This window comes from Winogradskyella sp. (assembly GCF_965228925.1).
Taxonomy (GTDB): domain Bacteria; phylum Bacteroidota; class Bacteroidia; order Flavobacteriales; family Flavobacteriaceae; genus Winogradskyella.
In genome coordinates, this window is record NZ_OZ245845.1 from 1,700,993 (window position 1) to 1,716,102 (window position 15,110).

Here is a 15,110-nt window from a genome sequence, read left to right on the forward strand (position 1 = left end):
ACGCTAGTTTTTTCCTAAGGTAATAATATCCGCAAACAAACCCGACGCCGTCACTTCTGCTCCAGCACCTGCCCCTTTAATGATCAGGGGCTGTTCGGGGTACCTATTGGTGAAGAATAGTACGATATTATCTTTGCCCTTTAAATTATAAAACGGATGGTCTTTATCCACCTCTTTTAGTCCTACTTTAGCTTTTCCATTATTAAATTCGGCCACGTATTTTAATTGGCAATTGTTTTTTTCGGCAGAAGCATATAATTCTTCAAAATGCGCAGACTTGGTCTTTAGGGTCTTATAGAAATCGGAAACGGAATCAGCTTTAAGGCTTTCTTCGGGTAAAAACGATGCATTTTCAATATCGTCTAAATCTATTTTAAATCCGGCTTCCCTGGCGAGAATCAAAATCTTTCGAGCGACATCGACGCCACTCAAGTCAATTCTTGGGTCAGGTTCGGTATAGCCTTCGTCTTGAGCTTGTTTTACAACATCATGGAAGCTCTTTTCTTCATTAAAATGATTGAAGATGAAGTTTAAACTACCCGATAGTACGGCTTGTATGGACACCACTTCATCACCTGAATTGATCAAATTATTTAGCGTGCTTATGACAGGTAAACCTGCACCCACATTCGTTTCAAACAGAAAAGCAGCACCATATTTTTTGGATAGCTCCTTTAGTCCTTTATACGAATTGTATGATGATGAACAGGCTATTTTATTGCAGGCAATCACTGAAATACTCTGTTCTAAATAATCTGAATAGGTATTTGCCACTTCCGAATTGGCTGTGATATCAATAAAAATACTATTGCTTAAATTGAGTGTTTTTACCGTTTCGAAAAATGTGTCATGAGTTCTATCGATGCCAGATGCGATTTGTGATTTCCAATCACTTAGATCAATACCGTTGGTATCGAAAACCATCTTTTTAGAATTACTAATACCAACCACTCTAATATTGAGTAAAAGATGATCTCTTAAATAGGCTTGCTGCTTCTTGATTTGTTCCAATAATATACCGCCAACATTACCCAATCCCACAATAAATAGGTTTAAGGTCTTTATTTGTTTTTCAAAAAATATGTTATGCAGTGAAACAAGCGCCTTTTTAATGTCTTTATGGGCAATAACCGCTGAGATGTTACGTTCTGAAGCGCCTTGTGCAATCGCTCTAACATTGACATTGTTTTGTCCTAATGCTCTAAACATTCGACCGCTAATGCCTTGGTGGTTTTTCATATTATCACCGACCACGGCTACAATGGCTAAATCTATTTCTACAAATAAAGGCTTGATTTTTTTTAATGAAATCTCGTAAGTAAACTCATCATCAACAACTTGTTTTGCCTTTTTGGCGTCATTACTAAAAACTCCCACACAAATAGAGTGTTCTGAGGACGCTTGGGTAATCAGAACCACGTTGATTTGGTTAATGGAAAGCACTGAGAACAATCGTTTTGAAAACCCTGGTACACCAACCATACCATTACCTTCTAAAGTGAGTAGGGCAATATTCTCTACATGGCTGATGCCTTTTACGGGACCATTTTTACTTTGAGGTATTTTAGAAATCAAGGTGCCTTCAGCTTCAGGATCAAATGTATTTTTGATGCATATAGGAGTACTTTTGTAAAGTGTGGGTTGTACCGTAGGGGGATACAACACTTTGGCTCCAAAATGGGAGAGTTCCATAGCTTCCTGATACGAAATCTCTTCGATTGGAAACGCTTGCTTTACCAATTTTGGATTCGCTGTAAACATACCACTAACATCTGTCCAAATTTCTAATACTGATGCATCGACAGCCGCGGCAATTAAGGCAGCCGTATAATCCGACCCTCCTCTTCCTAAAGTGGTTGTATCATTTGTATCGTCTCGCGATACAAAGCCTGGAAGCAGGGTGATGTTTTCTGTAGATGCACTAAAATAATCTTTAATATTCTTACGGGTTATGTCAACCTTAACATTGGCTTGTGTATGATTAGAATCGGTAATGATTAACTCCCGACTATCTTTTAAAGCCGATGCCTTTACATGTTCTTTTAAAGCTTCAGAAATAATATAAGAGGATAAGAGTTCGCCATAGCTTAAAATCTTATCTTTTGTTTTATCTGAAAACTCGTTAATTAAATAAATCCCTTGGAGTAGATCCTTCAGTGTTCTCAATTGGTCTTTGACCCTTAATATCACAAGCTCACTTTTCTTTTTAGGAAGTAAAAGCTTAATGGTTTTAATATGTCTTGCTTTTATAGCGTCAAAGCAATCTTCATAGCTGAGGTCTTTTCGCGTGGCTAACTCGCCGGCGTTTAATAAGGCATCGGTAATGCCTCCAAAGGCAGATACAACAACAGCAATGTTGTCTTTTTGCGCTTCGTTTTTAACGATATTGATAACCTTGGTTATATTTTCTGCATTGGCAACAGATGTGCCGCCAAACTTAAGTACTTTCACTTAATCTATTTTTTTAGCAATTATATTAAAAATTGAAATAAATCGGGCTTGTCATTGAGGTAATCTCCAAAAAAGTTATGAAGTTTCATTTTGGTGATAAGAGGTTGTAAATCATCAGGTGATTTTAGTTGTAATCCAACAACGGCAACATCATTTTCGCGATTTACCTTTTTGGTGTATTCAAAATGTGTTATATCATCTTCAGGGCCTAAAATAGTGGTTACAAATTCACGTAAGGCGCCTGCGCGCTGCGGGAACTTGATAATAAAATAATGCTTGAGTTTGGCATAGAGTAGAGCACGCTCTTTAATCTCAGCAGTACGAGTAATGTCGTTATTACTACCACTGACCACGCAAACCACATTTTTATCTTTTATGTCCTCACCGTATTGTTCCAAAGCAGAAAGACTTAAGGCCCCAGCGGGCTCAACGACAATAGCGTCTTTGTTATATAAGTCTAAAATAGTTTGGCATATTTTACCTTCGTCTACGACCGCAATAGCATCTAAGGTCTCTTTGCAAATTGCAAAATTTAAATCCCCAACACGTTTTACAGCAGCACCATCGACAAAGTTCTCGATAGATTTTAAAGTGGTATTTCTGCCATTCTGAATCGATGTTTGCATAGACGGAGCACCTTTAGGCTCTACACCAATAATCTTAGTTTCGGGTGAAAGCGCGCGGAACACACTTGATAGTCCTGCGGATAAGCCACCGCCACCAACCGGAACAAAAACATAATGGATGGGTTGTGCTTTAGCTTGATTTATAATTTCTAGCCCGACTGTTGCTTGGCCTTCAATCACCTTTTCATCATTAAAGGGATGGATAAAGGTTTTGCTAAGGCGCTCGCATTGTTCCATAGCGGCATGATAAGCATCATCAAAAGTGTCTCCTACCAGAACCACATCGATATAGTCTTCACCAAACATCTTTACCTGTTCTATTTTTTGGTTTGGAGTTGGTGACGGCATAAAAATCGTCCCCTTTATTTTCAGAAGCTTGCAAGAAATAGCTACGCCTTGTGCATGATTACCAGCACTGGCACAAACGATTTCATTTTCAATCTGAGATGGACTCAAGGAAGCTATTTTGTTATAGGCGCCTCTAATTTTATAGGATCGTACGACTTGTAAATCCTCTCTCTTGAAATAGATGTTAGCGCCAAAGTGTTTGGAATAGCGGTTGTTTTTAACCAAAGGCGTCACCGAGGCAATACCTTTTAGCTTTTCTGCTGCCATTTCAACAGCTTTCAGTGTTGGCTTATATGTAGCGGTTGTATGGTCCATAGAATTGAATTCGCCTCTGAATTCTAAAATGATATCATCTACTTACACTAATACAGAATCTTGGACTTCAGCTGTTTTAATGGTTTTCATGGCGGTCATAGCTGCACGTAAACGTTGACCAACCGCTTCAATAGGATGGTTTCGAATAGCATCGTTTACTGCTATAAGCTCTACATTATCAACCCCATTTGAGGTTGCATAGGGTTTACCAATGACCGATGTGTCTACAGAAGCCATAAAGTCTTTTAATAGTGGCTTACAAGCATGATCAAACAAATAACAACCATATTCTGCCGTATCAGAAATAACACGGTTCATTTCGAATAGTTTCTTTCTGGCAATGGTATTGGCAATTAATGGTAATTCGTGCAAGGATTCGTAATAAGCAGAATCTTCTATAATACCTGCGCTTACCATCGTTTCAAAGGCTAATTCAACTCCCGACTTTACGAAGGCGACCAGTAATAGGCCATTATCAAAGTATTCTTGCTCACTGATATGGTCTGTTGTTAATGCCGTTTTCTCAAAGGCCGTTTCCCCTGTAGCCGCTCTCCAGGTCAATAGATTAACATCGTCATTGGCCCAATCTTCCATCATGGTTTTAGAAAAATGACCAGAGATAATATCATCCATATGTTTTTCAAACAAAGGACGCATGATGCCTTTTAGTTCTTCTGATAATTCAAAGGCTTTGATTTTCGCAGGATTTGAAAGCCGATCCATCATATTGGTTATACCGCCGTGTTTTAAAGCTTCGGTAATGGTTTCCCAACCAAACTGAATGAGCTTCGCCGCGTAGCCAGGTTCAATGCCTTCTTCGACCATTTTATCAAAACTTAGAATCGCACCGGTTTGTAACAAGCCGCACAAAATAGTTTGCTCTCCCATAAGATCTGATTTTACCTCGGCAATAAATGAGGACTCTAAAACGCCAGCTCTATGGCCACCAGTAGCTACAGCATAGGCCTTAGCCTGTGCCCAACCTTTACCTTCAGGGTCATTTTCTGGATGTACGGCCGTTAGCGTAGGTACTCCAAAACCACGCTTGTATTCTTCACGAACTTCAGTTCCTGGACACTTTGGCGCGACCATAATCACAGTTAAGTCTTCGCGGATTTTAGTGCCTTCCTCCACAATGTTAAAACCATGAGAATAGCTCAACGTTGCACCTTTTTTCATTAGTGGCATTACCGCTTTAATTACGTTGGTATGCTGTTTATCCGGTGTTAAGTTTAACACCAAATCTGCATCCGGAATTAATTCGTCATAAGTACCTACTGTAAATCCATTGGAAGTTGCATTTTTATAAGAGGCGCGTTGTTCGTCAATAGCTTGCTGACGCAATGCATAGGAAATGTCCAATCCAGAATCTCTCATATTCAAACCTTGGTTAAGGCCTTGGGCCCCACAACCTACAATCACAATTTTTTTTCCTTTTAGGGCATTGACTCCATCTTCAAACTCTGAAGCGTCCATAAATCGACATTTTCCTAATTGCTCTAATTGTTCTCTTAATGATAATGTGTTAAAATAATTTGACATTGTCTTATGTTTTTAATGTTGAAATGCGGCTAGCATTTGTGATATTTTCATTTCGTTTTTAGTGACAGCAATGCGTCCAGAACGTACAAATTGCATGATGCCAAAGGCACTTAGTTCCCGATGCAAAAGATCAATTTCCTGTTTTCTTCCCGATTTTTCCAAAACAAAAAATTCCTTGTTTACCGTAACGATTCTGGCATTACTTTCCTTAATTATATTTTGAATCTGACGTTCTTCGAATAGTAAGTCCGACTTTATTTTAAACATGGCCGATATTTGATAGATGGTTTCTTCATCGGTATGATAATAGGCCTTTATGACTTCAACCTGACGTTCCAATTGCCCAATGATTTTTTTCATTTGATCTTCGGTAATATCCACAACCAAAGTAAATCGAGACACCCCTTCAATTTCCGATCTTGAGGTGTTTAGGCTCTCTATGTTGATATGTCTTCGTTGGAATATCGCAGAAATCCGGTTCAATAAACCAATGTTATTTTCAGTGTAAATGGATACTGTAAAATGTTTGATGTCTTTTTCCATAACTATTCTAATCTTATATCAGAAACCGAAGCCCCAGAGGGAATCATCGGAAATACATTATCTTCTTTTTCGACACATACTTCTAAGAAATATGGCTCCTTACTGGCTATCATTTCTTCAACGGCGCTAGCCAATTCTCCGCGTTTAGTGACACGCTTCGCATTTAAATAGTAACCTTTGGCAATCGCTACAAAATCTGGATTGACCATTTCGGTCGAGGCATAGCGCTTATCAAAGAATAGTTGCTGCCATTGTCTTACCATACCCAGAAAATCGTTGTTCAATACCACCACTTTTACAGCAGCTTTGGTCTGGAAAATAGTCCCAAGCTCTTGAATGGTCATTTGATAACCGCCATCACCACAAATGGAGATGACTTCGCGGTGTGGTGCGGCCATTTTTGCACCAATGGCTGCAGGTAAACCAAAGCCCATAGTCCCAAGTCCACCAGAGGTAATATTACTTTTGGTCGTGTTGAATTCTGCATAACGACAGGCAATCATTTGATGCTGCCCGACATCACTAACTATAGCGGCTTCGCCTTTGGTTTGTTTATTAATTTCTTTTAAGACTTCACCCATCGTCAAACCTTCTTTGGTGGGGTGTAAATCGTCTTTAATGACCTTTTCAAACTCAATTTTATAGAGATCTTTGAATCTTTGACGCCAGTCTTGGTGCGAATTTGCATTCAATAAAGGCAAAAGGTTCTTTAAACTCTGTTTGGCATCCCCTAAGACGGCCACATCCGTTTTTACATTTTTATCGACTTCCGCGGGATCAATTTCAAAGTGTATGATTTTGGCTTGCTTGGCATAGGTGGCTAGGTTGCCTGTTACACGATCATCGAATCGCATGCCGATGGCAATTAAAACATCACATTCGTTAGTGAGGACATTGGGCGCGTAATTGCCATGCATGCCTACCATACCCACATTTAAAGGATGAGATGTAGGAATAGCTGAAGCTCCCAGAATGGTCCATGCTGAAGGTAAACCAGCCTTTTCAATAACGGCTTTAAACTCTTCTTCTGCCTTACCGAGTATGACTCCTTGTCCCCAAACGACTAATGGTTTTTTAGCGTTGTTGATGAGTTCTGCTGCTTTTTTTAAGGATGCATCATCAGTTTCTGGAATGGGTTTATAGCTTCTGATACCTTGGCACTTTTCGTATTTAAAATCGAATTCTTCAAACTGGGCGTCTTTGGTAATATCAATAAGCACCGGTCCTGGTCTTCCGCTTTTGGCGATGTAAAAAGCCTTGGCTATCACTTCCGGTATTTCTGAAGCCTCGGTAATCTGATGGTTCCATTTAGTAATCGGTGTTGAAATACCGACAATATCGGTTTCCTGAAAAGCATCGCTTCCCAATAAATGTGAGGGCACTTGTCCCGTAATGCAAACCATAGGCGTAGAGTCTATCTGTGCATCGGCGATACCTGTAATTAAATTGGTAGCGCCTGGTCCAGAAGTCGCTATAGCCACGCCAACATCACCTGAAATCCTTGCATAGCCTTGAGCTGCATGCGTTGCGCCTTGTTCGTGTCTTGTCAACACATGATGGATTTTATCCTGATATTTATAAAGCTCATCATAGACCGGCATAATCGCCCCGCCAGGATAGCCATAAAGGACTTTAACACCCTCTTCGAGTAGGCATCTCACAATAGCTTCGCTTCCAGAGATGCGTTCAGTCGTTGCAGTATTTTGAATCGGATTTTGTATGGTTTGTGTTCCTTTCATTTCATTTGTATTTTGAAATCCTTCGATGCTTCGACTGCCTGCCCGCCGTACAATACTTTACTTTGGTAGGCGCGGCGCTCAGCACAAGCAAGCTCAGGATGACAATTTCTAGTAATCGTATGCCATCTAAAACTCATCCGTTACGCAACCTTTGGATGCGGAGGATACCGTTTTTGCATATTTATATAAAACACCGCGTTTAAACTTTAAATCTGGTGCCTGCCAATTCTGGCGTCTCTTTTGTAATTCTTCTTCAGAAACTTCAACAGATATGGTGTTGGTTTCTGCATCAATAGTGATGATATCTCCGTCTTCTACAAAGGCAATGGTACCGCCTTCTTGAGCCTCTGGGGTGATATGCCCCACGACAAATCCATGCGTTCCGCCCGAGAACCTTCCGTCCGTAATAAGTGCGACGTCTTTCCCAAGGCCAGCTCCCATGATGGCTGCTGTAGGTTTCAACATTTCGGGCATGCCAGGGCCTCCTTTAGGGCCTTCATAACGAATCACCACAACATCTCCTTTTTCTACTTTTCCATCCCTTATACCGTCATTAGCGGCGTACTCTCCTTCAAAGACTTTAGCCTTTCCCTTAAAACTCAAGCCTTCTTTTCCGGTAATTTTTGCGACACTGCCATCTACAGCTAAATTGCCATAGAGCATTCTTAAGTGTCCTGAGATTTTAATCGGTTGTTCAATAGGCTTAATCACGTCTTGACCTTCGGTTAAGTCCTCAACGTCCAGTAAATTTTCTGCTAAGGTTTTTCCTGTGACCGTCAAGCAATCCCCATGCAGTAATCCTTTTTTAAGTAGGTATTTTAAAACCGCAGGAATCCCTCCAATCGCATGAACATCTTCCATCAAGTATTTGCCGCTAGGCTTTAAATCTGCCAAAAAAGGCGTGTTATCACTAATCGCCTGAAAATCCTCAAGTGTAAAATCAATCTGGGCCGCTCTGGCAATGGCCAAAAAGTGTAGCACTGCATTGGTAGAACCTCCTAATATCGTTACCAACCGAATGGCATTTTCCAAGGATTTTCGTGTGATAATATCTGACGGCTTAATGTCTTTTTCCAATAAAACACGCATGGCTTCGCCTGCACGAATGGACTCTTGCTTCTTCTCAGTACTCAATGCGGGATTAGATGAGTTAAAAGGTAGTGCCATGCCCAAAGCCTCTATAGACGAGGCCATTGTATTGGCCGTATACATACCACCACAGGCCCCAGCCCCTGGACAGGCCTTTTCCACGATATTTTGATATTCATTTTCTGTCATGGTACCTGCGACCTTGCTTCCCCAAGCTTCGAATGCCGAAACTACATCTAGTTTCTTTCCATTATGGCAACCAGAGTCAATAGTTCCACCATAGACTAAAATGGATGGGCGATTCAAGCGAATCATGGCCAAGAGTGCGCCTGGCATATTTTTATCACAACCGACCACGGTAACGAGTCCATCATAACTCATGGCTTGTACGACGGTTTCCATGGAATCGGCTATAATATCTCGCGATGGCAAGGAATAACGCATTCCTGGCGTTCCCATGGAGATGCCATCACTGACGCCGATAGTATTGAAAATCAAGCCTACGACATCTTCATTCTGTGTTCCTTCTTTAACCAGTTTGGCCAGATCGTTCAAATGCATATTGCAAGGATTGCCTTCATACCCTGTACTGGCGATACCCACAATAGGTTTATTAAAATCCTCCTTGGTCAAGCCGATAGCATGCAACATGGCCTGTGCTGCTGGCTGCGTTGGGTCTTGAGTAACCGTTTTGCTGTATTTGTTTAGTGGATTCATACGGCTTTTGAAAGATTTGTGGTACGTTCTCCTAAAACTTCTTGTTTGTACAAATGCATTAACTTAAAACCTAAAGTGCTTTCCCATGGTTTTGGAAAGTTATAGTCATCTATCGATTTTAAGCCTACCACTTCTGCAGCGGTACCCGTAAAAAAGGCGTTGTCGGCTTGTTTCATCTCATCTAATGAAAAGTGTCGCTCTTCAACAGGAATACCAACTTCATTGCACAATTCTATAATTGTGGTACGCGTGATGCCGGGCATAATATGACCTTTAGGTGGTGTATATAGTTTGCCATCTTTTTCAATAAATACATTGGCTCCTGAACATTCGGCAACGTTGTTGTTCATATCCAATAATATGGCCTCGTCATGACCTGATGCACTGGCTTCATTTCTTGCTAAAATGGAGTTGATGTAATGCCCTGTGACCTTAGCATCTACAAAACAGGATTTAGGATTAGGTCTTTGAAAGGAAGAGGTTCTGACTTTTAAGAGTTGATCGCCCATTAATTTCCCCCATTCCCAGCATTGAATGATTAAGTTGGATTCTTGTGAAGATCCTAGCCCCATATTTGCTCCAGTTGTTATGATCGGCCTGATATAAGCATCCTCAAGACCATTAAGCTCTAATAATTTGTAAGTAATGTCAGTGAGTTCGTCAATGGTATACGGACATGGGATATGCATCACTTCAGTACCGTACTGTAGACGTTTATAATGCTCAGTGGCTTTAAAGATTCGAGTACCCGTTTTTGTTTTGTAGGCTCTAATGCCTTCAAATACCCCATTGCCATAGTGTAAGGTCTGACTATAGATATCGCCAGAAGCGGTTTTTGGATGTATATAATCTCCGTTGTAATATATGATGCTATTCGCGTTGTAATACATGTTATTTCCTTATATACTACCGAAATTAAAGGATTGCCATAGCTTAGTCACATCGACTTCGGCGTATAGCTTAAAATCAATAACTAATAAAATGAATTAAGTATTTGATAATCAGCATTATGGGTAATTGAAAATACAATACCCAAAGTGAATTATTAATGTGAATAGTGCTGATTTTGAGCTTAAAAAGGTTCAAATTGGGTCTTGGGAGCCAAAAAACAGTTTATTTGAATTGGGTCAATAGTGATAGTGCCTCCAGGATTCATACATAGGGTCTTCCTTTGGAAACCACTACTGCAAATGCAAAACCACGCTACTTGCGTAGCTCGTTCTTTTTGTTTTAACGGCTTTAAAGCCAGCTTTACGCCTTATAAACAAAAAAACCCACTTAAATTAAGTGGGTTTTGCGCTTGATGTGGTGCCTCCAGGAATCGAACCAGGGACACAAGGATTTTCAGTCCTTTGCTCTACCAACTGAGCTAAGGCACCAGTTACATTCTTAAGCGGAATTTTTCGGCCGAAGCAATACTATTGCGAAGGCGGATGCAAATATAAATTCATTTTTAGGATTACCAAAAAGAAATTTGTAAAATTTGATTTTATAAATTTGCGCTATAGACTGGCTTATGAACCTTATTATAGATGTTGGAAATACCTTTGTAAAGTTTGCTGTTTTTAAAAACAGCACCCTTATACACAAAGTCAGTTTTGAGCTTAAAGCGTTTAAAAAACACTATGCGGTATTGCGGCAGGAGTTTCCCGAATTAAAAGCCGCGATTATAGCTTCTGTAGGCCGTTTGTCTGAAAGGCAAATCGAAATGATTGCTAATGATCTAGATGTGTTAGAACTGGATTATAACACAAGGCTTCCTTTTAAAAACCATTATAAAACTCCAAAAACACTAGGCGTTGATCGTATAGCCCTTGCCAGTGCTTCGGTCCATCAATTCCCCGATAATAATGTATTGATTATTGATGCCGGGACCTGTATTACCTATGACTTCGTAACTTCTGAAAATGAGTACCTGGGCGGGGCGATTTCTCCAGGAATTCGATTGCGTTATGAAGCCCTTCATAATTTAACGGCCAACTTGCCGTTATTAGAAAAAGACCAACCAAAAGGCATTATTGGCGACACCACGGAAACCTCTATACACTCAGGTGTGGTGGTCGGGGCTGTTAAAGAAATTGATGGTGTTATCGCTCAATATAAAGCGGAACACCAAGATTTAACAGTTATTTTAACAGGTGGCGATGCCAATTTTTTGTCAAACCAATTAAAAAATAGCATATTTGCGAATTCAAATTTTCTATTAGAGGGTTTGAATTTTATTCTGGAATTTAATTCGAAGTAATGATAAGACAAATCATTGTAATTTGTATTGCAATATTTAGCCTTAGTGCGTTTTCTCAACAAGGAACTGCGTCCCCGTATTCTTTTTATGGTATTGGAAGCCTTAAATTTAAAGGCACTGTTGAAAACCGCTCTATGGGGGGTATTAGTGTGTATTTAGATAGTATCCATATTAATTTGAGGAATCCTGCCGCTTATGTTGGCAAAAATATTGAAGCGGTCCCGTTCGATAATGAGAGTAGGCCTGTAAAATTTGCGGTCGCTGGTACCGCATCCTCGTCCACCTTAAAAAGTAATTCTGGTGAAGCAGAAGCCAATAGTTCAATTTTTGACTATATTGCTATGTCTGTACCGGTTGGAAAGTTTGGCTTTGGCTTTGGCTTGTTGCCATTTACCTCTGTGGGCTATCAGCTAGACGATATTAATGATAACGACGAAATTAGTAATCGTTTTAGGGGAGAAGGAGGTGTTAATAGGGTGTTTGCCGGTTTTGGCTATCAGATTACCGATAAACTTAGTGCCGGTGTGGATATTAATTATAACTTTGGTAACATACAGAATTCTGCCATTGCATTTGCTTACACCCCAGAAGGTGAATTGGTTGAATTTCAAACGAGGGAAGATAATCGATCGGACTTAAGTGGTTTGAACTTAAATTTTGGTTTGGCCTATAAAACCATGATCTCCGACCGTTTAGAGCTTTCGGCAACAGCAACATACGCCCCAAAAAGTGAGCTATCATCAGAAAATGAGCGTTCATTTTCTACCATTATAGTGAATACCACTACCAATTTTGAGCTCCCTATCAATACATCGGAAGTTGATCTAGAGGCTCAGAATTTAAGAAATACGAAACTCACGTTGCCATCGCGATTTTCGATTGGTGCTGGCTTGGGAAAACCAAGGTCTTGGTTTGTAGGTGCGGAATATACTTTACAAACAACAAGTGATTTTTCTAATCCGGTGTTTACAAATACGGTGACACGCTATGAAAATTCGTCCCAAATTTCCTTGGGAGGCTTCTTTATTCCAAGATATGATGCCTTTTCTGGATATTTTAAGCGTGTGGTATATAGAGCTGGATTTAACTATTCTAATACAGGTTTGGTCATAAAAGATCAACCTATTAATGAGTTTGGCATATCTTTTGGTTTAGGATTACCAGTTGGGAACCGAGGTTTATTTTCAAACGCCAATATTGGTGTAGAATATGGCCAGCGCGGAACAACTAACGAAAACTTAATCAAAGAGAATTTTATAAACTTTAACTTAAGTTTATCTTTGAACTCTAGATGGTTTAGACAACAGAAGTACAACTAACAAAAATAATTAATAACATGAAGACGAAAATAACCATAGTATTAGCAGCTCTTTTTGTGGGTCTTAATATGAGTTATGCCCAGCAAGATGAAGAGTGTATGAATAATCTATCAATTTTTGATAGTTATGTTAAGAGCAAGAAATACGACGATGCATATGAACCATGGAAAATTGTGCGTAACAAATGTCCAAGATTCAATAGAGCGATTTATGCACATGGTGAAAAGATATTGATGCATAAGATTAAAAATTCTTCGGGAGCAGATCAAGTAGCACATATCAATGATTTAATGTTGCTTTATGATCAAAGTAGAGAAAACTTTAAGTCTAAATATGATCTTGGTGAAATCTTGGAGGATAAAGCGAACTTGGCTTACAAATACAAGAAAGAGTTAGGCAAGAGTAATCAAGAACTCTATGATAAGTTTAATGAGGCCTATACTAAAGATGCCAAAAACTTTACAAATCCCAAAGCTTTGTATACCTATTTCTCACTAGCGGTAGATTTGTTCGATGCCGGTAAAATGCCAGCTCAGGACATGTTTGATAAATACGATGATGTTAATGAAATCATTGAAGGTATCGTTGAAACCAATACGGTGAAACTTAACAAGTATGCAGCTAAGGAAGAGGCAGGAGAAACCTTAAGCAAAAAAGATGCTAAGCGCAAATCGAGTTATGAGTCATATATCGATGCCTTCGACACTAAGATTATACCAAGTATGGATAAAAAGTTAGGGGATAGAGCGACTTGTGACGTTTTAATACCCTTATACCAAAAGAGTTTTGAGGAAAAGAAAAATGATAAGGTTTGGTTGCAACGTGCTATGAATCGTATGTATGCTAAAGGATGTAAGGAAGACCCTTTGTTTTTAAAGTTAGTAGAGCAGAAAAATAGTATCCAGCCTACAGCAGATACGGCCTATTATTTATATCTGTTAACAGGTGAGCAAAAGTATTTTGACCAAACGTTAGAATTACAGCCAGACCCTCTAAAAAAGGCAAAGCTTTATAAAAAGTTGGCTAATGAATTAAAATCAAAAGGAAGTTATGGTAAGGCCAGACAGTATTATATGGAGTCCATGAAGTTGAATCCATCTGACGGGTCACCTTATATAGCCATTGCTGCCATGTATGCAAAGAGTGCCAATAATTGTGGGGATACCAATTTTAATAAGCGCGCTGTATTTTGGTTAGCAGCGAGTACAGCGGAAAAAGCTGGTAGGATTGATGGCCGTCTAAAATCTGCAGCCTCAAAATCTGCTGCCAGTTATAGAGCTAGTGCCCCTTCAAAATCGGATATTTTTACTGCAGGGAACTCAGGGCAAACCATTAAAATTGGTTGTTGGATAGGTCGCTCGGTAACCGTGCCAAGTATTTAATGACAATTAAACATTTATATATAGTAAGAAACACAGTCACAGCATTTGTTGTGACTTTGTTTTTTTCATGTGAAAATGACTTTGGCGATGTTCAAAAAATTGGAGTGCTCCAAAACCAACCTATTGGAGAAGCGAAGCAAATCGATTTAAAATATACTGAACTTATTGAGGATACTGTTCATCTGAAGGCCAACCTCATAAGCCCTAAAATGTTAGACTATTCTAACCGAGATTTTTCGTTTTCAGAATTTCCAGAAGGGATTTTATTAAAAGTTTATGATGACGATGGCAAAATAACGACCATTACATCCCGCTATGCTATTTTTTATTCAGATACGGATATTATAGATTTAAGAGATGATGTCACCATTACCACGCACAGTGGCGAGGTCTTGAAGACAAATCAGTTATATTATAACGAAAAGTTAGAATGGGTCTTCACGAATCAACCTTGGGTCTTTACACAAGCCTCAGGAACAAAGTACGGTGTTGGTTTTGATTCGGATAAAGACTTTAAGAACTTTGAGATGTTAGAAATGGGCGGAGACTTCGAACTTGATAATTAACTATCTTTGTAGCATTAATATAGTTATAACTAACGGATGAAAATCTTAAAAATCTTTCAATACGCCTACATTGTCTTTGCTATCTTATTTCTTTGGGATGCCATATCTAATTGGACAGTGGATAGAAATCGATCTTACATGTCCCTGTTCTTTGTCGCGCTTGCCTTATTTATGTTCTTTTTCAGAAAGCGATTCACTAAAAAGTTTCAGGACAGAAATAAAGAATAG

12 protein-coding genes and 1 tRNA gene are annotated in these 15,110 nt (G+C 39.4%); 5 read left to right on the forward strand and 8 right to left on the reverse strand.

Annotation, left to right across the window (positions count from 1 at the left end; all coding sequences use genetic code 11):
• Window positions 1–3: 3 nt before the first annotated feature.
• The 8 genes from thrA to ACO052_RS07030 form a co-directional block, all read right to left on the reverse strand.
• Window positions 4–2,451 (reverse strand): bifunctional aspartate kinase/homoserine dehydrogenase I, encoded by a 2,448-nt coding sequence (thrA, locus tag ACO052_RS06995; RefSeq protein ID WP_422107293.1) that lies wholly within the window; start codon window positions 2,449–2,451, stop codon window positions 4–6.
• A 20-nt stretch (window positions 2,452–2,471) separates the two neighbouring features.
• Window positions 2,472–3,740: a threonine ammonia-lyase IlvA gene (gene ilvA / locus ACO052_RS07000; protein ID WP_422107294.1), complete on the reverse strand. Its 1,269-nt coding sequence runs from the start codon at window positions 3,738–3,740 to the stop codon at window positions 2,472–2,474.
• 42 nt (window positions 3,741–3,782) lie between these two features.
• Window positions 3,783–5,282 carry a ketol-acid reductoisomerase gene (gene ilvC / locus ACO052_RS07005; protein WP_422107295.1) on the reverse strand — a complete coding sequence of 500 codons (1,500 nt, stop codon included), beginning with the start codon at window positions 5,280–5,282 and terminating at the stop codon, window positions 3,783–3,785.
• A 12-nt stretch (window positions 5,283–5,294) separates the two neighbouring features.
• Complete coding sequence (gene ilvN / locus ACO052_RS07010; protein WP_422107296.1) at window positions 5,295–5,825, reverse strand: acetolactate synthase small subunit; 531 nt, start codon at window positions 5,823–5,825, stop codon at window positions 5,295–5,297.
• 2 nt (window positions 5,826–5,827) lie between these two features.
• Window positions 5,828–7,564, reverse strand: a complete 1,737-nt coding sequence (ilvB, locus tag ACO052_RS07015) for a biosynthetic-type acetolactate synthase large subunit (RefSeq protein ID WP_422107297.1) — start codon at window positions 7,562–7,564, stop codon at window positions 5,828–5,830.
• 126 nt (window positions 7,565–7,690) lie between these two features.
• Window positions 7,691–9,370 (reverse strand): dihydroxy-acid dehydratase, encoded by a 1,680-nt coding sequence (ilvD, locus tag ACO052_RS07020; RefSeq protein ID WP_422107298.1) that lies wholly within the window; start codon window positions 9,368–9,370, stop codon window positions 7,691–7,693.
• Window positions 9,367–10,260 carry a branched-chain amino acid transaminase gene (locus ACO052_RS07025; protein WP_422107299.1) on the reverse strand — a complete coding sequence of 298 codons (894 nt, stop codon included), beginning with the start codon at window positions 10,258–10,260 and terminating at the stop codon, window positions 9,367–9,369. The genes ilvD and ACO052_RS07025 overlap by 4 nt, the downstream gene beginning before the upstream one ends.
• Before the next feature lie 416 nt (window positions 10,261–10,676).
• Window positions 10,677–10,749: transfer RNA gene (locus ACO052_RS07030), tRNA-Phe, on the reverse strand.
• A gap of 137 nt (window positions 10,750–10,886) precedes the next feature.
• Here ACO052_RS07030 and ACO052_RS07035 point away from each other — a divergent pair.
• From ACO052_RS07035 to ACO052_RS07055, 5 genes are read left to right on the forward strand one after another with little or no spacing between them, the layout of a single operon-like run.
• Window positions 10,887–11,615, forward strand: coding sequence for a type III pantothenate kinase (locus ACO052_RS07035; RefSeq protein WP_422107300.1), 729 nt, complete (start codon window positions 10,887–10,889; stop codon window positions 11,613–11,615).
• Window positions 11,615–12,934 carry a hypothetical protein gene (locus tag ACO052_RS07040; RefSeq protein ID WP_422107301.1) on the forward strand — a complete coding sequence of 440 codons (1,320 nt, stop codon included), beginning with the start codon at window positions 11,615–11,617 and terminating at the stop codon, window positions 12,932–12,934. The genes ACO052_RS07035 and ACO052_RS07040 overlap by 1 nt, the downstream gene beginning before the upstream one ends.
• Before the next feature lie 17 nt (window positions 12,935–12,951).
• A complete protein-coding gene (locus tag ACO052_RS07045; RefSeq protein ID WP_422107302.1) occupies window positions 12,952–14,316 on the forward strand; it encodes a hypothetical protein in 1,365 nt (454 codons plus the stop codon).
• Window positions 14,316–14,882: an LPS export ABC transporter periplasmic protein LptC gene (gene lptC / locus ACO052_RS07050; RefSeq protein ID WP_422107303.1), complete on the forward strand. Its 567-nt coding sequence runs from the start codon at window positions 14,316–14,318 to the stop codon at window positions 14,880–14,882. Before ACO052_RS07045 ends, lptC begins: the two co-directional genes overlap by 1 nt.
• A gap of 36 nt (window positions 14,883–14,918) precedes the next feature.
• A complete protein-coding gene (locus tag ACO052_RS07055) occupies window positions 14,919–15,110 on the forward strand; it encodes a hypothetical protein (protein WP_422107304.1) in 192 nt (63 codons plus the stop codon).